The sequence below is a fragment of the Nocardia sp. NPDC056564 genome (assembly GCF_042793755.1).
In the GTDB taxonomy this organism is placed as follows: Bacteria; Actinomycetota; Actinomycetes; order Mycobacteriales; family Mycobacteriaceae; genus Nocardia.
This window is the reverse complement of record NZ_JBHTUR010000013.1, coordinates 27,970-52,926: the sequence shown is the minus strand read 5'-3', so window position 1 is coordinate 52,926 and position 24,957 is coordinate 27,970. Positions and strand designations below refer to the sequence as shown.

The window sequence follows — 24,957 nt, the reverse complement described above, 5'->3', positions numbered from 1 at the left end:
ACCGCTGTCCGCCATGGCCGACAGGACCCAGAGGTCGATCATCATCGAGGCCCCGTCGCAGCAGGTGATGTCCGTCATCGCCGACCTGGAGTCCTACCCGGAGTGGGTCTCGGCGGCGAAATCGGTCGAAGTACAGGAGAAGGGACCGGACGGCCGGGCGCGCATCGCGCGATTCGTGCTGGACGCGGGCGTGGTGAAGGACAGCTACGTCCTGTCCTATACCTGGAGCCCGGACAACAAGGCGGTCAGCTGGACGCTGGTCAGCGGTGAGCTGCAAAAGGCGCAGAACGGCACCTACGAGCTCATCGACCAGCCCGACGGCAACACCGAGGTCGTCTACACGCTGACCGTCGACCTGAACATCCCGATGATCGGCATGTTCAAACGCAAGGCCGAGAAGGTGATCACCGATACCGCGCTGAAAGAACTGAAGAAACGGGTCGAAGGCTGACGACGCACACGACCCGGGTCGAACTGTTCATCGGCAAAGGCGGGGTAGGCAAGACGACGCTGGCGTGCGCCACCGCCATGTCCTACGCCAGGGCGGGTGCGCGCGTGCTGGTGGCCTCGCTGGATCAGGCGCATTCGCTCGGCGACGCGCTCGGCTTCCGATTTCCGCACGATCCCGGCACCGTCACCGGGATCGCGAACGTGCTGCCCGGACTCGACGTGATCGAGGTGGATTCGCTTGCGCTGCTGGAGGATCGATTCCGCGACGTGGTGCGGGTGCTGTCCCCCGGCACCGGCCACGAGCACGGCATCGACCTGGCCGCGCTGGACCCGGCCGAGCTGACCGGCCTGCCCGGCGTCCAGGAACTGTTGATGCTGGTCGAGATCACCCAGTTCGCCAACGAGAACGACTGGGATGTGATCGTCGTCGACTGCCCGCCGTCGGCCGACATGCTGCGCATCGTCACCGCGCCGGACACGTTGCTCGGCTACCTCGAACGGATCTGGCCGCCGCACGCGCGGGCGATGAGCACCGTCGGCACCGATGTGCGCCAGGCCATCCTCGCCGCGACCGTCGAACGGATCGTCAACGCGGTGACCGAGGTCCGCGATCTGCTCGCCGACCATCGGCGCACCGGCGCGCGCCTGATCACCGTCGCCGAGCGGGTGACCCTCGCCGAATCCGAGCGGGTCCGTTCCGCGGCCGCGCTGCTCGGGCTGCGGCTGGACGCGGTGGTGGTCAACAAGGTGCTGCCGCCGACCTCCCCGCTCGACACCGAACACCCTGCCGTGCACTGGTATCTGAACCGGCGCGGCGAACAGCTCGCCGCCATCGCCGAACTGGAACGCTCGATGCCGGGTATCCCGCTGCTGATCGCCCAGCACACCGGACCCGAGCCGATCGGGCTCACCTCGCTCGCGGCCCTGTCGTACGCGGTGGACTCGGACAGGAACACCGGCGGCACAGGACCTATGCTGAGCGACAGTCCGGCGGAGGTTGACGCGAGTTCCGGCGAACCGGTGGTTCGATGTGAATCAGGCACCGGCCTGCGCGCGATATACACACTGCGGATGCCCCTGCCCGTTGTCGACGCGGCAACGCTGCGACTTGGCCGAGTGGAGGACGATTTGATCGTGGGAGCGGACGGTGTCCGGCGGCGAGTTCGTCTTGCGCCGGTATTGCGGCGGTGCACGGTCGACGGCGCCGAACTCGACGGAGGACAGCTCGTGGTGCGGTTCCGCCCCGATCCCGAGTTATGGCCCGAAGGCAGCGGCGATGAGCGGTGATCGGACGGGCGGGTTCTTCCGGCGGGGCGCCGGAAGCCGCGACGTAAGCGACTCGGAGGGGAGTACCCGGGGCTCGGGGTGGGGCTCCGACAGGTCGGATACCAGCGATGACCGAGCCGAGCCTGGATTCCCGCATCCGGCCGACGAGCAGCCCGCCGGTTCCGCGGACTCGGGAGTGGCCGATGATGAGCCGACCTTCGCTCGGGCGAAAGGTGCTGCGGGCGAGGATGTTCCGGAGGACGGGCTGGCCGAGTTCGCGGCGGAGCTGAAGTTGCTCGCCGAAGCCGTGCTGGAACGAGTCGAGCCGGTACTGCGCCAGGCCGCCGACGGGCAGGTGGAGTGGTCGAGTTGCAGTTGGTGCCCCGTCTGCGCGGCCGCCGCGTTGGTGCGCGGTCAGCACCACGAGGTGTTGCAGGCGGTCGCCGATCACGGCACCGCCCTGGTCACCGTGCTGCGCGAAGCGCTGGCCGGGGTGCCGGTCGACCCGGTCATGCCCGAACCGGATACACGTCAGCACAATCACGGTGTGCCACAAGACCATTCCACCAGTACCACGAAAGGCGCGGAATCCACTGCCGGACAACACACATCGCGGGCAGGCAAGCGCTCCCGCTATGTCAGCATCCCAGTGACGATCAAGGCATGACGCACCGCATAGCAGGTGCGCGACCGCTGACCGTCGGAATCGACGTCGGCGGCACCAACATTCGCGCATCGGTGATCGATACCAGCGGCGAGGTCCTCGACACCGTCCAGGCGCCGACCCCGCATTCGGCCAAGGCGCTCGAGGACGCCCTCGCCCGCTCCGTGCGCGAGCTGTGCCAACGACATCCGATCGGCGCGGTCGGCCTCGCCGTCGCCGGATTCATCAACGGCGACCGCTCCACCGTCCGGTTCGCGCCGCACCTGCCCTGGCAGAACACGCCGGTCGCGCAACGGCTCACCGAGCGGCTGGAGCTGCCCGTCATTCTGGAACACGACGCGAATGCCGCCATGTGGGCCGAATATCGGTTCGGCGCGGCCGCGGGCGGTCACAATGTGGTGCTCGTCGCGATCGGCACCGGCATCGGCGCGGCGCTGCTCATCGACGGCAAGTTGTATCGCGGAACCCACGGCGTCGCACCGGAACTCGGGCACCTGCAGGTCGTTCCGCAGGGTCGCGCCTGCCCGTGCGGCAAGCACGGTTGCTGGGAAAGGTATTGCAGCGGAACGGCACTCGCCGACACCGCGATCGAGATGCTGGCCACCGACCCGGTGCGGTCCGTGCTCGCCAAGGACGTCTTCCGTGATCCGGGTTCGCTGACCGGCCGCCGGGTCGCCAACGCCGCGCAGGACGGCGATCCGCTCGCGGTTCGCGTCATGGAGGACTTCGCGCGCTGGCTCGGCCTCGGTCTCGCCTTCGTCAGTGACATCTTCGACCCGGATCTGGTCGTCATCGCCGGCGGGGTCAGCAGTTCCGCTCCCCTGTTCCTCGATGAGGCGCGCGAGGAGTACGCGCGTTCCGTCACCGGGGCCGGACATCGCCCGCTCGCCCGCATCCGCACCACCCAACTCGGCGAGGCCGCAGGCATGATCGGCGCCGCCGACCTCGCCCGGGCGGCCCTGATCGAGAGCGAACACAAGTCCTCTCGCGTGGCCCGCAGCCGCTGAGCTCGCGTGGCCCGCAGCCGCCGAGCTCGCGTAGCCCGCAGCCGCTGAGCTCGCGTAGCCCGCAGCCGCCGAGTTACGGGCGCCGCGGCGTTCCGCTCCGCCGGGGCACGGGCATCGCGGGCGTCCAACTGTTCCGAGGCTTCGGTGGCGGGTTCAAGATCAAGGGGAGCCGGTGCCCGCTTGCACGATGCCGGCACCAGTTCCCGGTGAGCATGAACCTGCCGAGGGACCTGTTGGCATCATCGGTCGCGAGTCGTCCGCAGCGCCGGGGCACGAACTTGGTTACACGGCTTCGACGACCGAGCTGCTCGCGCCGACCGAGCCGCCCCGGTCGATGACGGTCCGAGTCGGCGCCGGGAACGCATCGATCGTCGCCTAGCCGCGGGCGGTGATCCGATCCGGATGCGTGCCTGCCCCGCGGTTGACGTTTCATCTGCTGCGGCAGTGGTATTCAATTCGTGAATGCTTGCTTCGGTCGCCGATGACCCATTCCGGTCGCCGAGGAATCTGCTTCCGGTCGTCGATTACGGCGTGCCCGCTCGCGCATGGCAGAGTGTGGTGAGATTCGCCGCTGCGGTTGGATGTGATCTAGCTCCAGCGGTAAAGTCGGCAACTGACGCAGGTGCCCGCCTCTATCCCGGTCCCGGGGGAAGGACGTCATGTTCTACTGGCTGCTGAAGTACGTGCTGCTGGGACCGTTCATGCATCTCTACAATCGGCCGACGGTCGAGGGTGTGGAGAACATTCCGGCGGACGGTCCGGCGATCATGGCGGGTAACCATTTGTCCTTCGCGGACTGGTTGTTCGCGCCGCTGCTGAGCCCGCGGCGGATCAACTATCTGGCCAAGGCCGAATACTTCAACACCCCCGGCATCAAGGGCGCTTTCCAGAAGTGGTTCTTCACCACCTCCGGCCAGTTCCCGATCGACCGCACCGGCGCCGACGCGGCCGAGGACGCACTCAACGCCGCGCGCAAGCTGCTCGACCAGGGCCGCCTCGTCGGCCTGTACCCCGAGGGCACCCGCTCCCCCGACGGCCGCCTGTACAAGGGCAAGACCGGCCTCGCCCGCCTCGCCCTGGAGACCGGCGTCCCGGTCATCCCGGTCGCCGTCATCGGCACCGACGACGTGAGCCCGCCCGGCCCCTTCCGCTGGCGCCGCCGCAAGGTCACCGTCAAGTTCGGCACCCCCATCGACTTCTCCCGCTACGAAGGCATGGGCGGCAACCGCTTCGTCGAGCGCGCCGTCACCGACGAGGTCATGTACGAACTCATGCAACTCGGCGGCCAAGAATACGTAGACGTCTACGCCGCCAGCCTCAAAAAGAACGTCCCCACCGGCGGCACCCCCCAGGAAGCCACCCGCATCCCCCACACCGCCGCCAGCTAACCCCTCCGACCACAAGGCCGCTCGCCCACCCGAACTCTCGGCCCGCGAGCGGCCTTCGTCGTCCCTGCCCCACCCAACGGGCCACCACCGAGCACCACCTCGCACTCCACCACACCCACGTCCCACTCAACTCCCCTACTACTCCCGAGCGGGACACCACGAAGCACTATCTCGCACCCCGCCACACCCACGTCCCACTCAACCCTCCCACCACCCCCGAGCGGGACACCGCCGAGCACCATCTCGGACCCCGCCACACCCACGTCCCACTCAACCCTCCTACCACCCCCGAGCGGGACACCACGGGAGCACCACCTCGCACCCCGCCACACCCACGTCCCACTCAACCCTCCCACCACCCCCGAGCGGGACACCACGGAGTGTGTACTCGTTGTTCCGCACAGCCATGTCCCCCACCTCGTCCATCTCACCCGATGTGCTCGTCCTGGAATGGCGCCGGACTGTCAGCTGATCACCAACCCGCGATTCCGCGCCGCCGCAACCTGATCCAACCCACAGCGGCCCGCATCCGACCCAAGCCACCACTCTGAATCGCCGACTTGTCATCGCCGACTTGTCACCAATCACCAAGTCCCGTCCGCTTCTCCGACGCACGGCACCTCCACCGAACGGGACACCACGGGTCGTGAGCAGCATCGCGTCGAGCCAGCTCACCTCCGATCAGCTCAGCTGGAGGCCCACCGCCCCCCGCACGGTGCCAAGCCACAGCGCCGCGCCTCACCTGACCGAACCGCCAACGGCATCCTCCGCAACTCCGCCGAGCGGGACATCACGGAGCATCCTCTCGAACTTCGACGCAGCGATGTCCCATAGGCACGCGCCCCATCCGCCGAACGGGACATCACAAAGCGTCCACTCACGATTCAGCTCAACCATGTCCCGCTCGGCGTCCATCTCACGCGGTACCGAACTGGCAGTCGATCACCGATTCCGTACTGCCGTAGGCTGATTCGGCCACGCCGCGGCGCTCCATTCGACCACGCCGCAGCAGATAGCCTTTCCGAGCCGGAGGCATGGTCGGGACGCTACGAAGCGTCCACCCGCGATTTCAGCACAGTCATGTCCCACTCGATGTTGCGAGCGGGGAACCTGGAGTTGCGAGCGGGACACCATCAAGCAGCCCTGCACACGCTGCCTTGTCCCACCTTGTTCGGAGCAGGATCGCGGAGATCGGGCTCGCCTCTGGCCAGCTCAGCTCGAGAGCCGCTGGCCGTGCAGGGGTGCCGAGGCACAGCCCCGCGTCCACCTGACCGGACCGCCGACGACATCTCCCGCAGCTCTGCCGAGTGGGACATCACGGAGCATCCTCTCGCACTTCGGCGCAGCGATGTCCCGTTGGCACGCGCCACAGCCGCCGAACGGGACACCATCGCGCGCCGTCTCGACATTCGCCGCTGTCATGTCCCGCCGGGGGGCTCTGCTCTTGCCGCCCGGGACACTGCTGAGCCTGGCCCCACAATTCGGCACAGGCACGTCCCGCTCGGGATCCATCTCATGGAGCACCGAACTGGAAGTCGATCACCAACCCCGATTTTGCGCCGCAGCAGACTCGTTCGTCCACGTCGCGGTGCTCCATCGAACGGCGACGGCAAGACGAATCTGGAGAAGATCGGCTACCTGGCTACCCTCGGCTCGTATCGGGGCACGGTCGGGGCCGGTTGGTCCGGCCGGGTGCGGACAAGGCCAGGATCCGCGCGTCCGTGGTCAACAGCCGCGAACTGCGTGTCGACGTGGGAGCTGAACCAGGCAGCGCGCCACCGCGCGCAGATCACTCGCTCGCCCCGACCGAGCGGGACACCAGGGAGCGTCTACTCGTGATTCGACGCGGCAATGTCCCATTAGGCGTCATGGATGGGTGTCCCGGGCGCCGAGCGGGAATCGGCAGAGCCGTTGTCGGACAGGGGTTTCCGGGATCAGAGGAGAAGGGCGCCGGCGCGTTTGACGGTCTTGATGATGGGGGCGGTTTCCATGGAGGTAATGCCTTGTAGCGGGACGATTCGTTCGGTGAGGTAGGTACTCAGGTCGGTGGTGTCGCGGCAGTTGATCGCTGCGAGGAGGTTGGTCGAGCCGGTGGTCAGGGCGGCGAAGGTGACTTCAGGGTGGCGGGACAGGGCTTCGGCGACCTCGACGACGTGGGTGGGTTGGGTGTTGATCCATAGGCGGGCCTCAGTGTGGAAGCCGAGGGCGGCGGGTGGGAAGTCCAGGTGGAACTGGAGGACGCCGGTGCGGCGCAACGCGGACAGGCGGCGCTGCACAGTGGACTCCGACCAGCCGGTCACCGCCGTCAACTCCGCATAGGACGTGCGGCCGTCTCGATTGAGGGCATGCAGCAATGCCCGATCTCCGTCGTCCAATTCGACTGGCGCGGTCGATGATTCGACCGGCAGAGGTTCGAGGCGCGCCGCCTGCTCCGGCGAAAGTGCCACCAAGCCTTGCCATCCCGACGGCAACGCGAATCCGCGCAACACGAGATGCGCCGACACCGAGACCACCCGACTGGTTCGCGGCAGCTTATGCAGCAACAACGCGTCTTGTTCCTGGCTGCTCGTGGCCTGCACGGTGCACGACACCTCGGTGCCGCCGGACAGCAAGTAAACGAACGAGGTGTCCGCCCGATCCGCCAGCGCCTTGGCCACCGACGCCGCGGCATCGGGCGTGCAACGCACCCGCACCGTCCACGACACATACCCGAGCCGTCGCCCATTTACCATCCCGACCACCCGCACGGTGCCCTCGCCACGCAGCTTGCGATACCGGCGAGCAACGGTGTTCTCCGAAACACCGAGCACCGTAGCGATGTCGCGAAATGCAGCCCGCCCATCAATATTCAGCGCATGCACCAGCCCACGATCGACGGTATCCATCGGGTCAGGATAAATCGGTGACAGTATTCGACGGTGCGATGATCGGCCGCGGCCCATCACCCGCCACATCCCGATCGCCCGCCGCGCGCCCCATCACCCACCGCACCCCGAACACCCGCCGCACCCCGAACACTCACCGCACCCTCCGCATCCTGATTGCCGGGCACGGTGACGGCCGCGGAGACCAAGGGCTTGTGGCCGGGCTCTACACCCGCGTCGGCGCAGTTCGCCGCCATGGTGAAGGGCCGCGACCGCTGCAGCGCCCGCACTCACCCCAACGATCACCTGGGTGTCGGGATCACGGCGGGTCCGTTGCTGGTAGGCACCAGGGCGCCGAGACATGGCAATCCATCCGTCAACCGCCGCACCCCGAACACCCGCCGCGCCCTTATCAATCACCACATCCTGGTCGCCCGCCGCACCCCCATCGACCGCCGTGCCCGTCGCCTACCGTTACCCCATCACCCACCGTTCCCTAAGCACCCACCGCAGCCCGATCACCCGCCGGTCTCTCATGACCCCCACCGCAACCCGACCGACCACCGCACCCCCATCAATCACCGCATCCCGATCACCCGCCGCACCCCATCGCCCACCGCACCCCGATCACCCGCCGTTCCCTCATCACCCACCGCACCCCCATCACCCACCGCACCCCCATCACCCACCGCACCCCGAACGCCCACCGTTCCCTCATCACCCACCGCAGCCCCATCACCCACCGCGCCCTCATCAATCACCACATCCTGACTACCCGCCGCGCCTTCATCACCCACCGCACCCATCACGGGTCACACCCCGATCACCGACTACGCCCCGATGGCGGCGGCAACCAACGGGCGATGGCACATCGAGCAGCAGACGCCCGGAGTACCACACACCGTGCGCAGCCCCGGGCCGAAAGAGACCCGGCCTACACGGACACTTTCCCCACCTCCCCCGGAAATTCCCCCCGACCGGCGCGAAACTGTCCACCCAGGCCGCCCCGTTACCCAATCGGACCGAACCCGTTCACATTGCGTTGAGATAGCTGGTCCAGGGTGATCCCATGACTGGTTCGATCTCCCGCCGCACCCTGCTGCGCACCTCCGCCCTCGGCCTGGTGGCTGCCCCCGCCCTGGCCGCGTGCTCGTCGAACGACGGGCCCGGGCTGGTCCGGCCACGGCCGGTGCTGACACATGGTGTCGCGGTGGGTGACCCGCGCAGTGACGGCGCGCTGATCTGGGCACGCGCGGACCGCCCGGCGAAGTTGATCGTGGAGACGGCGTCCACCGAATCGTTCAGCAATGCCAAGCGATTCACCGGACCGTTGCTCACTCCGGATTCCGACGGTACCGGCCGGGTGCGGATCAACGGTTTGCCTGCGGGCGAACAGGTGCACTACCGGGTAACTCTGGAGGGTGACGACGGCGGCAAGTCCGAACCGATCACCGGCGTGTTCCGCACGGTCCCCACCGGCGCGTCCGATATCCGGTTGCAGTGGTCCGGCGACGTGGTCGGCCAAGGTTACGGCATCAATCCGGACCTCGGCGGCATGAAGATCTTCTCCACCATGGCCGCCCGCGACCCGCATTTGTTCCTGCATTCGGGCGATTCCATCTACGCGGACAACCCGGTGAAGGAATCGGTGACGCTCCCCGACGGGCGAATCTGGCGCAACATCGTCTCCGAGGCGAAAAGCGCTCCAGCGCAGACCCTCCAGCAGTACCGCGGCGCCTACGCCTACAACCTGACCGACCAGAACTATCTCCGTTTCAATTCCTCGGTCGCACAGGTCGTGCAGTGGGACGACCACGAGACGGTCAACAACTGGTACCCCGGCGGCCTGGTCCCCGAGTCCAAGGGTTACACCGAGCGCAACATGGATGTCCTGGCCACCCGCGCCTGGCAGGCGTTCCACGAGTGGATGCCGGTGGAGCCCAAGGAAGCCGTCGACGGCCGCCTCTACCGCAAGATCTCCTACGGTCCGCTGCTGGACATCTTCGTGCTCGACATGCGGACCTACAAGGACACCAACGACGCGAACAACGGACCCGAGGGTCGCATTTTCGGTCCGGCGCAGACGAAGTGGCTGATCGAGGGCCTGCGCGACTCGCAGGCCACCTGGAAGATCGTCGCCAACGATTTGCCGCTCGGCGTGGTGGTCAAGGACGGCGAGCAGCCGAACACCATCGCGTTCGAGGGGCCGGCCAATGCCGATCCCGGCGCGCCGTCCGGTCGGGAAACCGAGATCGCCCAGGTGCTTTCGTCGATCAAGGCGAACAAGGTCACCGACGTGGTGTGGCTGACCGCCGACGTGCACTACACCGCCGCCCACCACTACGCCCCAGAGCGCGCGGCGTTCACCGACTTCGACGGCTTCTGGGAGTTCGTCTCCGGACCGCTCAACGCCGGCGCGTTCGGTCCCAACCCGCTGGACGCGACCTTCGGGCCGGAGGCGGTCTTCGTGCACGCGCCGACCGTGCAGAACAGCTCACCGCTGGATGCCTTCCAGCATTTCGGCGAGGTGCTGATCGACGGCAAGTCAAGGGAACTGACAGTCAATCTGTGCGATGCGAGCGGATCGGTGCTGTTCAGCCAGCGACTCGAACCGACCGTCCGGTAGCTCTCGAGATCGGGGAGGCGGCGCGGGCCGCGCTGTAGTAGCTTTCGTGCCATGAGCACGCCGCAGTTTGTCTCCGCCGAGGAATACCTACCCCGCGATACGGCGGATGTCGTTCGCACGGTTCGGGATTCACGCGGCCGCGCGGAACCGCTGACCGTCCGCGGCGGCGAGCAACTCGACGACGGACTGACGCTGCCCGCCCAGCCGACGGTGGTGTCGCTGCGCCGGATGAATCAGGTGCTCGACATCAATCTGGGGCGGCGGACGGTGCGCGTGCAGGCCGGCGCCAAGCTGTCCGACATCGATCGGCGGCTCGGCGCGCACGGGCTCGGCCTGCCGATCGTCGGCGACCATCGCGACATCACCGCGGGCGGATTCGCGTCGGTGGGCGGCGTGAGCGCGGCGTCGCACAAGTACGGCATGTTCATCGATCAGGTCGTCGATCTCGAGTACGTCGACAACGACGGACGCATCGGCACCTGCGGGCGCACCCACCATGCCGAGCGGTTCCATCGCATCCTTGGTGCGGGCGGGCGCGCGGGCATCATCACCGCGCTCACCCTCGACGTGATCGACATCGACAAGGACCGCACCTGGCTGACCACCAATGCCGACCGGTTCCTCGACTTCGACTCCTTCGTCGAACACGCCTATGCCGAGATCATGCGGCCGGGCAACGCGGCGTTGCAGGTGGGTCGCTGGGTCGACACCGCACCGTTGAAGGTGTCGCGCCCCGGCGGTGTCGGGCATGTGCAGCTGGGCACCGTGCGTTTCGGCCAGTGGTCGACCCTGCACCCCACCGCACCGACCCGCTCCGTGCGGGCCCGGCGTGAGGTCGGTTCACGCGCCCGGAAATCGCTGGGCGTCATCGCCTCCGCCGCCAGCGGACCCGCCGGCATGCCGCTGCGCAACGCCGCCGCGGGCGCGGTGCTGTTCGCGCCGAAGGTGCAAACCCTGCGCGACGCCGAGTACCTCGCAGACACCGCCCTCAGCTCGTCCGAGCGCGGCCCCGCCTACCGCGTCGGCATCTTCGCGCCTCTGTCCAGTTACACGTCGGTCTTCTACCGCCTGCACGACCTGTTCGCCGGCCACCGCGAGCGCACCGGCTGCTTCACCGTCATCTCCGCCATGACCTACGGTGTCCGCTCCCGCTACCTCCGCTCCGAGTCCGCCGCCCGCGGCCTCTCCCCCGAAGACCACGGCCTCATCACCTTCACCAGCCGCCTCCGCCCCGCCGCCCTCCCCTCAGAACTGTTGCGCGACATAGTCTCCGGCATCGACGAAATCTGCCGCTCGGAAAACGCCCTACGCTACGAGTCGGAGGAGTAGACACTCCGCCTCTCTGACGCGCTGCCTGCTCCCGCCAGCGCCCCAGAACCGCCCCTCGATATGGCCGTCCCGCCGCCCCCGCAGAACGGACACCCAACACACTCTTCCCCTCGATACAACCGACCTCCACCGTCCCCGTCGAACGGGACATCACCGCACCACCCGCTCACAATCCACGCCGATGTCCCGACCGACAACGGCTCTCCCGTCGAGCGGGACATCACCACGCCGAATCCCAAGATCCGCCACCGCCATGTCCCGTTCGGCAACGACACTCCCGTCGAGCGGGACATCACCACGCCGAATCCCAAGATCCGCCACCACAATGTCCCGCTCGACAACGACACTCCCGCCCAACGGGACATCACCACGCCGAACCACAAGATCCGCCACCACAATGCCCCGCTCGACAAGACCCTTCGCGCCCAACGGGGCGTAGCTACGCCGAATCCTCGGATGGAACACGCTGAGGCTCACCCGATAACGAGACTCACGCCGGACGGGACATGGCATCACCAAATGCCGAGCAAGGGCACACTGATGCCCCGCTCGACAACGACTCTCCCGTCGAGCGGGACATCACCGCGCCGAATCCCAAGATCCGCCAACGCAATGCCCCGCTCGGCAAGACCCTTCGCGCCGAACGGGGCGTAGCTACGCCGAATCCTCGGACGGAACACGCTGAAGCTGACCCGATAACGAGACTCACGCCGGACGGGACATGGCATCACCAAATGCCGAGCAAGGGCACACTGATGCCCCGCTCGACAACGACACTCCCGCCCAACGGGACATCACCGCGCCGAACCACGAGATCCGCCACCCCCGTGTCCCGTTCGACAACCGCCCTTCGCACCGAACCGAGCGTAGTGACGCCGACGGAACACGCTAACCCCCGCCCGATCCTGAGACTCCGAACGGGACCTGACGACACTAAATCGCAGGACAGAGCACAATGACGCCCCGCTCGGCAACGACACTCCTGCCAAAGGGGACATCACCGCGCCGAATCACGAGATCCGCCACCACAATGTCCCACTCGCAACGCCCTGCGCGCCGAGCGGCAGCATTTCCGCCGAACGGGACATCACCGCGTTGACCGAGACACGCGCCGTGATGTCCTGCTCGGCAGAAAGTTTCGACTGTCAGGCGTTGGTTTCGGCCGCGACTGCACCCAAATATTGGACAACACCCTGGAATCTCGCCCGACAACGGCTCACACCGAGCGGGACCACACCGCGCTGAATCGCGGGCAGCCACGTGAGCCCCGCCCGACAACCACACTCACGCCGAGCGGGACATCACCGCGCCAAGTCGCGAGATCCTCCACCTCAGCGTCCCGTCGAGACGCCCGCTACACCGTGATGTGCCGCTGGGCAGGAAGTCCCGACTATAAGGCGTTGGTCAGTAACGCGAGCGCGCCCAATCACTGGGCAGCACCGCGAAGTCCCGCTCGGCAACAGCGCTCACACCGAGCGGGACCCACAGCGCTGAATCACGAGTCACGCCGCCATGAAGTCCCGTCTGACAACTACACCCACCCCGAACGGGACACCACGAACCGAAACACGAGACAGAACGCCGTCACGGCCCGCACGACAACCAGACTCACGGCGAGAGGGACCCCACAGCGCTGAATCGCGGGGCAGGCCACCATGAAGCCCCACCCCACAACCACGCCCACCACGAGCGGGACACCACAACACCAAACACGTGACAACGCACCGCCATGCCCCGCTCCACAACCAGACTCACGGCCAGCGGGACCACACCACACTGAATCGCGGGCAGGCCACCGTGAAGTCCCACCCGACAACCACACCCACCACGAACGGGACACCACAGCACCGAAACACCAGACAGAACACCGTCATGCCCCGCACGACAACCAGACTCACGGCGAGGGGGACCACACAGCGCTGAATCGCGGGCAGGCCACCGTGAAGTCCCACCCGACAACCACACCCACCACGAACGGGACGCCACAGCACCGAAACACGAGGCAAAGCACCGTGATACCCCGCTCGACAACCAGACTCACGGCGAGCGGGGTATCGCTGCACTGAATCGCAGGGCGGGGTGCAGTGGTGTCCCGTTTGGCGGCCATCGATACGAGCCGGACGTTGGTGGTGCGCTGCGCCGGCGTTGCGACCTGATGTCGGCGGGCGCCCATTGAGGCGGGGGCCAACCAGTGCCCGCGGTCAGATCAGCACGGGCTGCTGGGCGACCATGTTGTGGGTGCCCCTGTGCGAGTGAAGTTAAGCGGAGGCTGCTGCTGCGGCGCTCAACGGGGTGAGGATGGCGGCGAGGGGGCCGAGGATGGAGCTGCCGGCTCCGGCGATCGAGCTGCCACCGTCCAGGATTGAACTTCCGGCTCCGGCGATCGAGCTGCCGCCATCCAGGATTGAACTCCCGAACCCCGCGATCGAGCTGCCACCGTCGAGGCTTGAGCTGCCAGCTCCGGCGATTGAGCTGCCGCTGTCGAGGGCGGTGCTGCCGGAGTTGAGGGCGGTGAGGCCTGGGTCGAGGATTGAGCTGCCGGATTCCAGGCCTTGCGCCAGGGCTGCTCCTACTTTCAGTGCGGCGGTGACGGTGGCCAGGAGTGACGTGAGATCTGGTGCCGGCGCTGCTGTTTGAGCGGCCGGGGCGGGCACGGCCTTCGCGGTGTCGGCTTCGGTGCTGCTCGGCGCGGCCGGCTTGCTTGACGCGGGGGTCGAAGCGGCGCTGCCGGACTCCAAACCCTCGGCGAATGCCGCTCCTGCGTTGAGGGCGGCGGTGATGTTGGTCAGGAGCGCGGTGAGATCGATTGGTGGAAGCGCGATTTGGGCATTGGCGCGGGGGGTGGTGTCGGACTGATGGTGCGGGCGGGGTGTGTTCGTCCGGCCGGGCAGCGGCGTCGGCTCGGCGGGGGTGAGTGGCAGTCCGAGCCCGGTCGGCCCCACCTTCTCGCTGGATGGCTGGTCAGGTAGTTCGTCCGCGTCGATCGTCGGCCGGATCGGCCACGCGTGCCTGCCGACCGCGACGGGCTGCTGCGTATCGGCGGGTTCGGCGGCCGGTGCCTGAGGAGGCAGATCGGTCATGGTGGCGGTCAGGATCGCCGCTTGATTATCGGGGGACGGACCGTGTTCGGTGGCGATACCGGTTGCGATCAGTGCGGTCATCGAGAGCATGGCCAACCGCATCGAACCGAGAGGGTTCCGTCTTGCGTTGTGTTTGCCCATCAGTTGTCGTCCTTAGTAACGAATCGATCGATTCAGTTGTGCCCGCACATCGGTGTCACCGGATGCGACGAATCGGGCGCGACTACTCGCGCACGTTCGCCCATGGTGGAGCATGGATAGGGGTGAAGATCGAAAACGTCCGGTGTCCTGAGATGCGGCCATTTCGGATGCCACGCATCGTATCGGACGGTTCGCCTTCTCCGCTACGTTATTCGGTCGAATCCCACCCTTTCGCAGCCCGATTGCCGCCAGGCCGCTGGACAGCACTTAGATCTTGCCTCCGCTCGCACTGAGATGTTAATGTTATTCAAACGTAATACGAACCGTGGAGTCTGAATTATGCGTCTTTCTCCCGCTCTGACCCGTTCCTTACTTACTTGTCTTGTCATACCGACTGCCGCCGCCTGCCTGGTCACGCTGGGCCCGGCAGCACTGGCCGCGCCGCAAGCTCAGCCCGTCGCCGGAGAGGTGATCAGCCGCACCAACGCCGAACGCGCGAAGGCCGGATGCCCCGCGCTCAAGGCTGAAAGTCGCCTTACCAGGGCCGCTCAGGCCCACACGGAAGGCATGGCCGCCCGCGGCGTCCTGGACCACAACTCGCCGGAAGGCAGTCCGGGTGACCGGATCAAGGCGGCCGGCTACCGCGCGAGCGCCTGGGCGGAGAATATCGCCTCGGGTCAATCGAGCGCTTCCGCCGTGGTCGATGGATGGATGCGCAGCGCAGGCCACCGCGCCAACATTCTCAAGTGCGATCTTCGTGATATCGGCGTCGGATTTGCCACAGCCAGAAATGGCACTCCTTATTGGACGCAGGACTTCGGCACGTCCAGCGCGCAGAACTCAAATCAATCACCTGGCAGGGCGCGCAGGTAAAGCTTCAATTAGTCGCAGTTGTATTCAACGGAAATTAGGGCGGGGAAGCCGAATTTCCAGCATGCCAATTGCGACTATCTGTCACTGACAACCCAAGACCTGCGCACAGAGCCGCGACCCGCTGATAGCGATAGGTCGACCAGTTGCCGACCCGTCGCTATCCAACGTGCCGCACGCCGGGCCCAGTTGTGACCTGCAGGCAGATCGGGTGGCCACTCGGCGGTCGGTCATGGCGTGTCGGTCGTCCAGTGCACCCGGCACCGGCAGACCCCACACCTAGGCGTTGTGGACGCGAACCGCCACGTCTATTCGACAACCCAGACCAGCCATCAATCCATCGTTCCGCCCCGGGAAAACCGCTTGCAGCAATCCAAGAGGCTTGCCCACAAGGTCGAAACCGCAGCCGATATGCGAACTTCCAGAACGCAATTGCGGCACCCCGCAACGCCCTCGCAGCAGCCCGATCGCCAATACCGGACGCGGATGATGGAACGAAACCATTTGCCGAACACTCGCATCAAACCGGCGGCAAACTTTATACTGTGACCGGCCGTAGACAGTCGCCAGGTGGTAGCGGCGGCGGGCGGTCCGGCGCAGTTGGTGGGTGCCGTGCGTGTGTTCAGCCGTTCACGTGTGAAGGTTGCTGTGCCGATGCCCGAATTTCGTGCTGCCCCGGTGAGATCCGCTGATCGTAAACGCCATCGTCCGCCGGAGGGATCGCTGATCGGGCAGCGCGTGCTGATCACCGACGCGGGTTCCGACATCGGCCGGGCCACCGCGAATCTGCTTGCCGCCCAAGGCGCTCAACTTCTGCTGGTCGCGCGCGGCACTGACGAGCTCATCGCCGCCTGCGAGGACATCCGCTCGGATGGCGGTGTGGCGGACTGGAATCGCTGCGACATCTCGGCCCTCGGCGACGTCGATCAGCTGGTCACCTGGGTGCTCGGCGAGTTCGGCACGGTCGACGTGCTGATCAACACCGCCGGCCGCCCCGTGCGCAGGCCGGTAACCCAGTCGCTGCACCGATTCCGCGACTACCAGCGCATGATGGCGACCAACTACTTCGGCCCGCTACGCCTCACCCTCGGCCTCCTTCCCGCGATGCTGCGCTCCGGCACGGGCCACGTGATCAACGTCGGCCCCTGGAACGCGAACACCGGCGCCGCACCGAATTTCGCCTCCTACGCCAGCGCCCAAGCCGCCTGGACCACCTTCGGCCAATGCGCAGACGCCGAACTCTCCCCCCACGGCATCCAGGTCACCGCCGTCCACTACCCAGCCTTCGACACCGACTCCCACCGCGAAGAGTCCACCCTCGAAGCCGACCAAACCGCCCACCGCATCGAAGCCGCCATCCACACCCGCTCCCCCCGCCTCGAACCCCGCTTCACCCGCACCCTCTACGCCCTGGCCGGCGTAGCCCCCCGTTCCACCGCCCGCCTCATGCACGCCTTCGGCATCTAACCGACCCCCTCGTGCCGCACCCAACACCTCATGGAACAAGCCGCACCCTGAGCCGAGAGCATGCAACCGCGTCATGTCAGGCGCGTACGAGGAGTGCCCGGCCCGACTCCACACCTCAACACCCTCGAGCGCCCTCACGACACAGCCCCACCCCGAGCACACAACCGCGTCATATCAACCCCACACGACAAGCACCCAGCCCGACTTCACACCTCAACACCCTCGAACGCCCTCACGACGCACGCTGCAACCTGAGCCAAGAGCACCCGAGCTCCGACGAGTCAGACCTTGTGCGACGAACCCCTCACACCTCTGTGCAAGCTCCATCTTGGTGATGAACGATGACCTGCCCCAGATCAGCAGCCCACGCGCGGTAGTGGACCCGTGGTTCTGCGACACCAACCTGGCCGACTAATGCGAGAGACAGCAGGCGTTCTGGGCCTCGCCGCCGGCACGCAGCAACTCGCCTCGGAAGCTCCGATCTCGCCTGACCGCAGAACACAAAACCTGGAACATGCTCAGACCCAAGAAGCCGACCGCATGAACACTTCTTCCTTCTCGCTGAACAGGGCAGGCAACCCCCGGCGCAGCTCCTGCGCACGCCGCGTCTCGAGATCGGCGGCCACAGCGGCCTGCACCCGCTCGTAGGCTTCGCGGTCGTCGTACTCCCAGACCGCGACGACACGCCCATCGTCGGTTTCCCACCGCCCCACCAGCCGCGCCCCATGACGCAACTGAGTCGGCAACAGATGGGACCGGAAGAAGTCGTGGAAGAGCGCCAGGTTCTCCGGCACCGCCCGGTAGATGCGCATCCGATAGATCACGCCCGCCACCCCGTCGCCTCGATGGAACCTCGACCGGCCACCATCCTGCCACGGAGCGAGCCATCGACCGGTTGAAATCCATAGCGCCCCAGGGGGACCAGATAGTGCGTTGCTCCGGCCGGAACCGCCGATGCGACAAGAACTCCCTGCCACAAGCAGCGCCCCCGGACGGAGCCTCGCAAACTCACCTAACGCCGCCACGCGTCGAGAGCACGCAACCTGCGTCGAGTAGGCCACGGAAAACGTGGCCACACATCTCCCGAGCCTTTCCGGCGGCACCTTCCGCGCCAGAGATCCGAACCGGGACCGGCCATCAGGTAAGGCGAAACGGCAACGAATCCACGGGTGTCGCATCCAGCCTCGGCGCACCTCGGGCCCAAAACTTCAGTTGACGCACTCAGCACCCACCTGCACGCCGCAACCCAGGTCAGGACACCAACCCACCCCAGAAACGACGAAAGTCCCCTCCACACAGCGGAGGGGACTTTCACCAAATAACTCAGTGCTTTTCCGGCCCCAGGTAGTACTCGAAAACCAGACCCGCAGCCGCGATCAGGATGCAGACCACACCGAGACCGATCAACCAGAACTGGAAGAACGCCAGTCCGAGGGCGGTGATGGCGCCGGCTCCGGCCAAGGTGATGGGCCAGAAGCTGCCGGGCGAGAAGAAGCCCAGATCGCCTGCGCCGTCGACGATCTCGGCGTCCTCGTAGTCTTCCGGACGCAGGTCGAGGCGACGCGCGACGAAGCGGAAGTAGGTGCCGATGATCAGCGACAGGCCTGCGGTCAGGACGGTCGCGGTGGTACCCGCCCATTCCACGCCGGTGCGGGACACACCGGTGAAGTAGCCGTAGACAATCGCGACGATGATGAAGAACACCGTCAGCAGTTCGAAAATCCGCGCTTCGATCTTCATATCAGATCAGTCCCTTACTTTGCCTCGGCCGCGGTTTTGGTCGTGCGATCGGTGTTGAACGGCCGGGTCGACGTGGCGACCGGCGATTCACCGATGGAGTCGAGCGCTTCGGCGTTGGTCTTGCCCGCCTTGCGCGCGTCCAGGTACTTGGTGAACTTGTCCGGCGAGACCGCGCGCACCTCGAAGTTCATCATCGAGTGGAAGGTGCCACACATTTCCGCGCAACGGCCGACGAACGCACCTTCCTTCTCGATCTTGGTGATCTGGAAGATGTTGTCCGAGTGGTTTTCCTTGGGGTTCGGCATCACGTCGCGCTTGAACAGGAACTCCGGCACCCAGAAGGCGTGCACCACGTCGGCGGCGGCGAGCTGGAACTCGATCACCTTGTTGGTCGGGAGCACCAGGACCGGCACCTCGGTGCTGGAGCCGTAGGTCTCGACGGTGTCGTAGTGCAGGTAGGACAGGATGTCGTTCTCCGGCTTGCCGTGCACCGGGCCCGGCTGCGGGTGACCGTCCTTGGTCCGTTCCTTGTACTCCTCGAGCTGCTCCTGGTTCGACGCCTCACGCGTGGTGTCGATGCCCTTGAACGAGTAGCCGTCCTTGAAGTCCACGTTGCGGTAACCGAACTTCCAGTTCCACTGGAAGGCGGTCACGTCGACCGTGACGTCGGGGTTGTCCACCTTCTCGTGCACGTAGTTCTGCACGACGACGGTGAAGTAGAACAGCACCGCGATGATGACGAACGGCACCGCCGTGTAGGTCAGCTCCAGCGGCACGTTGTAGCCGGTCTGCCGGGGGAACTCCGGGGAGTCGGCCTTCTTGCGGTGGAAGGCGACGGTCCAGAAGGTCAGACCCCACACCAGCACGCCCATCAGCAGAGCGGCGACGACCGACCAGGTCCACAGCTCCCGCATCCGGGTGGCCTGCGGCGTGACGCCCGAGGGCCAGCCGAACCGCAGCCAAACATTGTCGATCGAGCAGCCCGAGACGAGCACCGCGGTGATCCCGAGGGACACCGCCAGCCCGGCCCGCCGAAGGATCCGTCCCCGGGCGGGACGTGCCCCGATCTCTTCGCTCGCCTTGTGCGCCACGCTCACGCCTTCCTGGTCGCCACACATTCCGACATTTGCACCGCCTGGGCTGCGACCGCCCGGCGATACGTTCTAAGCACATGTCAGGCCGGTCCCGGGTCGGGCGCGTACGCCGCCTGAGAATGGCCTGAGTACTACGCAGCGTAGACCAAACGGGGGCCGTCATTGTCGTCGGGTCGCATTCGACACTCCGCCGATCGCGGTCACCAGCGCATCCGTGCTCAAAAGCCCTGCACAGGGTGCGCGCGACGCGCGAAGGGGGCGTGTGCGGCATACTCGGACACAACATTTCGGCCGCTGTGCTCACCGCGAGGGCAGGCTCCGGCACGTCCCGGATCGACCACTCGCGGCAGACACCGCGCACCGCCCCCGCAAGACATTCGGACGCGCCGGTTTTCGGCCGCGTCCCGACCGGAGAAACGAGGTTGCCGACGCCGTGTGTGGACTGCTCGGGTTTCTGACATCTGACGAGGCAGCGCCTGGCGTGGTGGAGCAGGTGTACGACGCATTGCACTGTGTGCGCCACCGCGGCCCCGACGAACGAGGGACGTGGCACGACGGCGGCGATGGTCACTCCGCAGGCTCCGCTCCTGTCCACATGATCTTCGGCTTCAACCGCCTGTCGATCATCGACATCGAACACTCGCACCAGCCGCTGCGCTGGGGCCCGCCGGAGAACCGGGAGCGCTACGCGCTGACGTTCAACGGCGAGATCTACAACTACATCGAGCTGCGCGAAGAGCTGGCCGAGGCGCACGCCGCGGAGTTCGGCGAGGATTCGATCTTCCTGACCGAGGGTGACGGCGAGGCCGTCGTCGCGGCGTTCCACTACTGGGGCCCCGAGGCGGTGCGCAGGCTGCGCGGCATGTTCGCGTTCGCGATCTGGGACACCGAGACCGAGGAACTGTTCCTGGCGCGGGACCCGTTCGGCATCAAGCCGCTGTTCCTGGCCACCGGGCCCGGCGGGACCGCGTTCGGCAGCGAGAAGAAGAGCCTGCTGGAGCTGCTGCCCGCGCTCGGCCTGACCGACGCGCTGGATCCGCGTGCGCTGGAGCACTACACCGTGTTGCAGTACGTGCCCGAGGCCGAGACGCTGCACAAGGACATCCGGCGGCTGGAATCCGGCAGCTACGCGACGGTCGCCCCCGGCCGGGATCCGAAGATCACGCGATACTTCAACCCGCAGTTCAGGGTTCGCCCCTTCGCCCCGGGTTCGGCGGCGGCCCGCTACCGCGAGATCGCCGAGGCGATGGAGGATTCGGTCGCCAAGCACATGCGGGCGGACGTGACCGTCGGCTCGTTCCTGTCCGGCGGCATCGACTCCACCGCGGTCGCGGCGCTGGCCATGCGGCACAACCCGAAGCTGATCACCTTCACCAGCTGCTTCGAACGCGAGGGCTACTCGGAGGCCGACGTCGCCGCCGAGACCGCCGCGGCGATCGGCGCCAAGCACGTGATCAAGACCGTCTCCCCCGCCGAGTTCGCCGCCGCGATTCCCGAAATCGTCTGGTACCTCGACGATCCCGTGGCCGACCCGGCGCTGGTGCCGCTGTACTTCGTGGCCAAGGAAGCGCGTAAGCACGTCAAGGTGGTGCTCTCCGGCGAGGGCGCCGACGAGCTGTTCGGCGGCTACACGATCTACCGGGAGCCGTTGTCGCTCAAGCCCTTCGAGTACCTGCCCGGCGGGCTGCGCAGGCTGGCGGGCAAGCTCTCCGAGCGCATTCCGGACGGCACCAGGGGCAAGAGCCTGCTGCATCGCGGCTCGCTCGGCCTGGAGGAGCGCTACTACGGCAACGCGCGCAGCTTCAGCGACGCCCAGTTGCGTTCCGTACTGCGCGAATTCCGCCCCGAGTGGACCCATCAGGACGTGACCGCGCCGATCTACGCGCAGTCGCGCGGCTGGGACCCGGTGGCGCGCATGCAGCACCTGGACCTGTTCACCTGGTTGCGCGGCGACATCCTGGTCAAGGCCGACAAGATGACCATGGCCAACTCGCTCGAATTGCGGGTGCCGTTCCTGGATTCCGAGGTGCTGAAGGTCGCCGAGGGGCTGCCGTTCGAGCAGAAGATCACCAAGGAAACCACGAAATACGCGCTGCGCCAGGCATTGGAGGGCATCGTGCCGCCGCACGTGCTGCACCGCGCCAAGCTCGGTTTCCCGGTCCCGCTGCGACACTGGTTGCGCGGCACCGAACTCTACGACTGGGCCCACCAGCAGATCCTCGAGTCGCAGACCGGTCACCTGCTGAACAAGGCCGCGATCACCGACATGCTCGTCGCGCACCGCGCGGGCACCTCCGACCACAGCCGCCGGTTGTGGACGCTGCTGGTGTTCATGGTGTGGCACGGGATCTTCGTCGAGGACCGGATCAAGCCGGAGATCCAGGAGCCGGTCTACCCGGTCTCGCTCTAAGCCGACGCGGAAGTGCCCCTCACCGAAAGGCCGAGGGGCACTTCACGTTCGTTGGCTCGTGGCCCGAGCCGCCGCCGGTCGGCAGCGGACCGGCTCAGAGCAGCGGCTTGATCTCCGCGGCGGCCTCGGCACCGTAGGCGCCGGCCAGACGCTCGAGCGCGGTCTCCTTGTTGAGCGTCCACTCCTGGGTACCCATGGTCTCCAGGACCAGCACCGCGATGAGCGAACCGAGCTGCGCCGAACGCTCCAGGCTCAGCCCGGCGGTGTGGCCGGTGAGGAAGCCGGCGCGGAACGCGTCACCGACGCCGGTGGGCTCGACCTTCGTGGTCTCCGGGACCACGCCGACGGTGAGCTCGGTGCCGTCCTTGTCGACGATCTGCACGCCGTCCGCGCCGAGCGTGGTCACCCGGATGCCGACGCGCTGCGCGACCTCCGCCTCGCTGAGTCCGGTCTTCTGCAGCAGCAGCGCCCACTCGTACTTGTTCGTGAAAAGGTATGCGGCGCCGTCGATCAGCTGCACGGCCTGTTCGCCGTCGAGGCGGGCCAACTGCTGGGACGGGTCGGCGGCGAACGGGATGCCGAGCTCGCGGCACTGCGTGGTGTGGGCCACCATCGCGTCGGGGTCGTTGGCGCCGACCAGCACCAGGTCCAGCGGGTGCGCCTTGGCGAGCTCGCCGATGGAGATGTCGCGGGCCTCGCTCATCGCGCCCGGGTAGAACGACGCGATCTGCGCCATGTCGTCGTCGGTGGTGCAGACGAAGCGGGCGGTGTGCGCGCGCTCGGAGATCAGCACGCCGGAGCAGTCGACGCCGTGCGATTCGAGCCACTGGCGGTACTCGGCGAAGTCGGCGCCCACGGCACCGACGAGCAGGGGTGTGCGGTTCAAAAGCCCCATGGCGTAGGCGATGTTGCCTGCGACGCCACCGCGGCGGATCTGCAGATCGTCGACGAGGAAGCTGAGTGACACGTGGTCGAGCTGATCGGCCAGCAGTGCGTCACGGAACCGTCCGGAAAAACGCATGAGGTGGTCGGTGGCAATGGACGCGGAAACGGCGATGGACACGAGGCTGGCCCTTCAACGGTAGGCGGCAGGCGGTGCAGACCGGGAACGAAGTCCCTGCATCACCGTACCAATGTCGGAGGGTCGCTCGGATCCCTCGACAGGGGGGACCCGGTCGGCGAGTCGCCCGGCCGCGCGCGATCGGAAAACGCGCAAACCCCACGTGAGAACGTCTCACGTGGGGTCGGGCTGTTACGCGGTGAACCCGCTGACGACGAGTCGGACGGGTTCGGTCAGTTGAACGAATCGCCGCAGGCGCAGGAGCCGGTGGCGTTCGGGTTGTCGATGGTGAAGCCCTGCTTCTCGATGGTGTCGACGAAGTCGATGGAGGCACCCTGGATGTACGGGGCGCTCATCCGGTCGACGGCCAGCTTGACGCCGCTGAATTCGACAACGATGTCGCCGTCGAGCGAGCGATCGTCGAAGAAGAGCTGGTATCGCAGGCCGGCACAGCCGCCGGGCTGCACGGCGATGCGCAACGCCAGGTCGTCGCGACCTTCCTGGTCCAGCAGCGCCTTCGCCTTGCTTGCGGCAGCATCGGTCAGCACGGCACCGTGGGTTTCGGTGGCGGTCTCGTTCTGCACAGTCATGAACTCTCCTCGAGGAACCTGTCGTCGACCCGTGAACAGCGCACGGGTCGTGTCGGTCAACACCACTCGGCGGGCTGCTATTCCCCATCTTGCCACCACCGCGCGCGCAGGAACACGCAACCTACGTGACCCGGCGCACCTGCGCGAATCGGACCGCATTTCCCGCCGCGTATTCCATCGAATAGCCTGGTCGATGTGAAATTGTTCCGTCGCGGCGAGTCCAGCACCACCGACGCGGCCGCCGATCAGACGGCGGCCGTGGACGGCGGCTCGACCGCGGGCACCACTCGCACGGCGGTCACCGCCACCGCGGGCAAGGGCCGTCCCACTCCGAAACGCCGTGACGCGCAAGGCAAGCGACGCGGCCCGATCGCTCCGGCACCGCTCACCGCGAAGGAGGCCCGCGCCCGGCGCAAGGCCACTCGCGGCAGCAGGGAGGAGCGCAAACAGGCCTCGGCCGAGCGCAAGGCCGCGGTCCAGGATCGGCGCACGCGCATGCTCGCCGGCGAGGACAAGTACCTGCTGCCGCGCGATCAGGGGCCGGTGCGGGCGTTCGTCCGCGACATCGTCGACGGCAGGCGCAACCTGGTCGGGCTGTTCATGCCGATGGCGCTCGTGCTGATCCTGTCGATGTTCGTGGCTCCCGCGCTGCAGACGATCGTCACGCTGGCCATGCTGGTGATGATGTTCTTCATGATCGCCGAGGGATTCCTGCTCGGCCGGATCGTGAACGGGCGGGTCAGGGAGCGGTTCCCGGATTCCGAGGACACCGGGTACAAGCTCGGCTGGTACGCGTTCGTGCGGGCCTCGCAGATCCGCAAGATGCGGGCGCCGAAGCCGCGGGTCAGTCCGGGAGACGCCATCTAGGTTGTCCGTTGCGGCAGGCCGGTGCCGGAGGCGCGCGTTAATCG

The 24,957-nt window shown here is 66.8% G+C and carries 19 protein-coding genes; 11 read left to right on the top strand and 8 right to left on the bottom strand.

The features are described from left to right. Positions 1-13 precede the first annotated feature (13 nt). The 5 genes from ACFQ9K_RS28475 (at position 14) to ACFQ9K_RS28455 (ending at position 4,775) form a co-directional block, all read left to right on the top strand. The gene (locus tag ACFQ9K_RS28475) at positions 14-451 is read left to right on the top strand and encodes an SRPBCC family protein (RefSeq protein ID WP_378722162.1); all 438 of its coding nucleotides are present in this window, start codon (positions 14-16) and stop codon (positions 449-451) included. Next, complete coding sequence (locus ACFQ9K_RS28470) at positions 448-1,737, top strand: ArsA family ATPase (RefSeq protein ID WP_378722165.1); 1,290 nt, start codon at positions 448-450, stop codon at positions 1,735-1,737. Before ACFQ9K_RS28475 ends, ACFQ9K_RS28470 begins: the two co-directional genes overlap by 4 nt. 175 nt (positions 1,738-1,912) lie before the next feature. Next, a complete protein-coding gene (locus ACFQ9K_RS28465; protein ID WP_378722161.1) occupies positions 1,913-2,383 on the top strand; it encodes a hypothetical protein in 471 nt (156 codons plus the stop codon). Further along, positions 2,380-3,387, top strand: a complete 1,008-nt coding sequence (locus ACFQ9K_RS28460) for an ROK family glucokinase (RefSeq protein WP_378722160.1) — start codon at positions 2,380-2,382, stop codon at positions 3,385-3,387. Before ACFQ9K_RS28465 ends, ACFQ9K_RS28460 begins: the two co-directional genes overlap by 4 nt. A 659-nt stretch (positions 3,388-4,046) precedes the next feature. Further along, a complete protein-coding gene (locus tag ACFQ9K_RS28455; protein ID WP_378722159.1) occupies positions 4,047-4,775 on the top strand; it encodes a lysophospholipid acyltransferase family protein in 729 nt (242 codons plus the stop codon). A 1,934-nt stretch (positions 4,776-6,709) separates the two neighbouring features. Here the strand turns inward: ACFQ9K_RS28455 and ACFQ9K_RS28450 are convergent. Then, positions 6,710-7,660 (bottom strand): Lrp/AsnC family transcriptional regulator, encoded by a 951-nt coding sequence (locus ACFQ9K_RS28450; protein WP_378722158.1) that lies wholly within the window; start codon positions 7,658-7,660, stop codon positions 6,710-6,712. A 1,048-nt stretch (positions 7,661-8,708) separates the two neighbouring features. On the opposite strand from ACFQ9K_RS28450, the gene ACFQ9K_RS28445 reads away from it, so the two are divergent. Together ACFQ9K_RS28445 and ACFQ9K_RS28440 are read left to right on the top strand one after the other, a co-directional pair. Beyond that, positions 8,709-10,265 (top strand): alkaline phosphatase D family protein, encoded by a 1,557-nt coding sequence (locus tag ACFQ9K_RS28445; protein WP_378722157.1) that lies wholly within the window; start codon positions 8,709-8,711, stop codon positions 10,263-10,265. A 51-nt stretch (positions 10,266-10,316) separates the two neighbouring features. Then, on the top strand, positions 10,317-11,594 hold the full coding sequence (locus ACFQ9K_RS28440; RefSeq protein ID WP_378722156.1) for an FAD-binding oxidoreductase: 1,278 nt from the start codon (positions 10,317-10,319) through the stop codon (positions 11,592-11,594). A 150-nt stretch (positions 11,595-11,744) separates the two neighbouring features. Here the strand turns inward: ACFQ9K_RS28440 and ACFQ9K_RS28435 are convergent, their stop codons facing one another. Next, positions 11,745-12,071, bottom strand: a complete 327-nt coding sequence (locus tag ACFQ9K_RS28435) for a hypothetical protein (protein ID WP_378722155.1) — start codon at positions 12,069-12,071, stop codon at positions 11,745-11,747. A 1,781-nt stretch (positions 12,072-13,852) separates the two neighbouring features. Next, entirely contained in the window at positions 13,853-14,755 is a 903-nt protein-coding gene (locus ACFQ9K_RS28430; RefSeq protein ID WP_378722154.1) for a hypothetical protein, read from the bottom strand. Between the two features lie 399 nt (positions 14,756-15,154). Between ACFQ9K_RS28430 and ACFQ9K_RS28425 the strand changes: the two genes are divergently transcribed. Together ACFQ9K_RS28425 and ACFQ9K_RS28420 are read left to right on the top strand one after the other, a co-directional pair. Next, positions 15,155-15,688 (top strand): CAP domain-containing protein, encoded by a 534-nt coding sequence (locus ACFQ9K_RS28425; RefSeq protein ID WP_378722153.1) that lies wholly within the window; start codon positions 15,155-15,157, stop codon positions 15,686-15,688. A 675-nt stretch (positions 15,689-16,363) separates the two neighbouring features. Further along, positions 16,364-17,152, top strand: coding sequence for an SDR family NAD(P)-dependent oxidoreductase (locus tag ACFQ9K_RS28420; protein ID WP_378722152.1), 789 nt, complete (start codon positions 16,364-16,366; stop codon positions 17,150-17,152). A gap of 518 nt (positions 17,153-17,670) precedes the next feature. Here the strand turns inward: ACFQ9K_RS28420 and ACFQ9K_RS28415 are convergent. From ACFQ9K_RS28415 to ACFQ9K_RS28405, 3 genes are all read right to left on the bottom strand, one after another. Beyond that, complete coding sequence (locus tag ACFQ9K_RS28415; RefSeq protein ID WP_378722151.1) at positions 17,671-17,985, bottom strand: NIPSNAP family protein; 315 nt, start codon at positions 17,983-17,985, stop codon at positions 17,671-17,673. A gap of 490 nt (positions 17,986-18,475) precedes the next feature. Then, the gene (locus ACFQ9K_RS28410) at positions 18,476-18,892 is read right to left on the bottom strand and encodes a cytochrome c oxidase subunit 4 (protein ID WP_378722150.1); all 417 of its coding nucleotides are present in this window, start codon (positions 18,890-18,892) and stop codon (positions 18,476-18,478) included. A gap of 14 nt (positions 18,893-18,906) precedes the next feature. Further along, positions 18,907-20,010: a cytochrome c oxidase subunit II gene (locus ACFQ9K_RS28405; protein ID WP_378722149.1), complete on the bottom strand. Its 1,104-nt coding sequence runs from the start codon at positions 20,008-20,010 to the stop codon at positions 18,907-18,909. A 409-nt stretch (positions 20,011-20,419) separates the two neighbouring features. On the opposite strand from ACFQ9K_RS28405, the gene asnB reads away from it, so the two are divergent. Continuing rightward, a complete protein-coding gene (gene asnB, locus ACFQ9K_RS28400) occupies positions 20,420-22,396 on the top strand; it encodes an asparagine synthase (glutamine-hydrolyzing) (RefSeq protein WP_378722148.1) in 1,977 nt (658 codons plus the stop codon). A gap of 94 nt (positions 22,397-22,490) precedes the next feature. Here the strand turns inward: asnB and ACFQ9K_RS28395 are convergent, their stop codons facing one another. Then, complete coding sequence (locus ACFQ9K_RS28395; RefSeq protein ID WP_378722147.1) at positions 22,491-23,459, bottom strand: carbohydrate kinase family protein; 969 nt, start codon at positions 23,457-23,459, stop codon at positions 22,491-22,493. Positions 23,460-23,689: 230 nt separating this feature from the next. Next, positions 23,690-24,046: an iron-sulfur cluster assembly accessory protein gene (locus ACFQ9K_RS28390; RefSeq protein ID WP_069165132.1), complete on the bottom strand. Its 357-nt coding sequence runs from the start codon at positions 24,044-24,046 to the stop codon at positions 23,690-23,692. Between the two features lie 258 nt (positions 24,047-24,304). Here ACFQ9K_RS28390 and ACFQ9K_RS28385 point away from each other — a divergent pair, with 258 nt between their 5' ends. Further along, complete coding sequence (locus tag ACFQ9K_RS28385) at positions 24,305-24,913, top strand: DUF3043 domain-containing protein (protein WP_378722164.1); 609 nt, start codon at positions 24,305-24,307, stop codon at positions 24,911-24,913. Positions 24,914-24,957 lie beyond the last annotated feature (44 nt).

Excerpts from the sequence above, each read along its gene's own strand:
- ACFQ9K_RS28475 (WP_378722162.1), top strand. The coding sequence starts at position 14 with ATGGCCGACAGGACCCAGAGGTCGATCATCATCGAGGCCCCGTCGCAG.
- ACFQ9K_RS28405 (WP_378722149.1), bottom strand. The coding sequence starts at position 20,010 with ATGTGTGGCGACCAGGAAGGCGTGAGCGTGGCGCACAAGGCGAGCGAA.
- ACFQ9K_RS28410 (WP_378722150.1), bottom strand. The coding sequence starts at position 18,892 with ATGAAGATCGAAGCGCGGATTTTCGAACTGCTGACGGTGTTCTTCATC.
- ACFQ9K_RS28430 (WP_378722154.1), bottom strand. The coding sequence starts at position 14,755 with ATGACCGCACTGATCGCAACCGGTATCGCCACCGAACACGGTCCGTCC.
- ACFQ9K_RS28390 (WP_069165132.1), bottom strand. The coding sequence starts at position 24,046 with ATGACTGTGCAGAACGAGACCGCCACCGAAACCCACGGTGCCGTGCTG.
- ACFQ9K_RS28440 (WP_378722156.1), top strand. The coding sequence starts at position 10,317 with ATGAGCACGCCGCAGTTTGTCTCCGCCGAGGAATACCTACCCCGCGAT.
- ACFQ9K_RS28425 (WP_378722153.1), top strand. The coding sequence starts at position 15,155 with ATGCGTCTTTCTCCCGCTCTGACCCGTTCCTTACTTACTTGTCTTGTC.
- ACFQ9K_RS28455 (WP_378722159.1), top strand. The coding sequence starts at position 4,047 with ATGTTCTACTGGCTGCTGAAGTACGTGCTGCTGGGACCGTTCATGCAT.
- ACFQ9K_RS28460 (WP_378722160.1), top strand. The coding sequence starts at position 2,380 with ATGACGCACCGCATAGCAGGTGCGCGACCGCTGACCGTCGGAATCGAC.
- ACFQ9K_RS28445 (WP_378722157.1), top strand. The coding sequence starts at position 8,709 with ATGACTGGTTCGATCTCCCGCCGCACCCTGCTGCGCACCTCCGCCCTC.
- ACFQ9K_RS28450 (WP_378722158.1), bottom strand. The coding sequence starts at position 7,660 with ATGGATACCGTCGATCGTGGGCTGGTGCATGCGCTGAATATTGATGGG.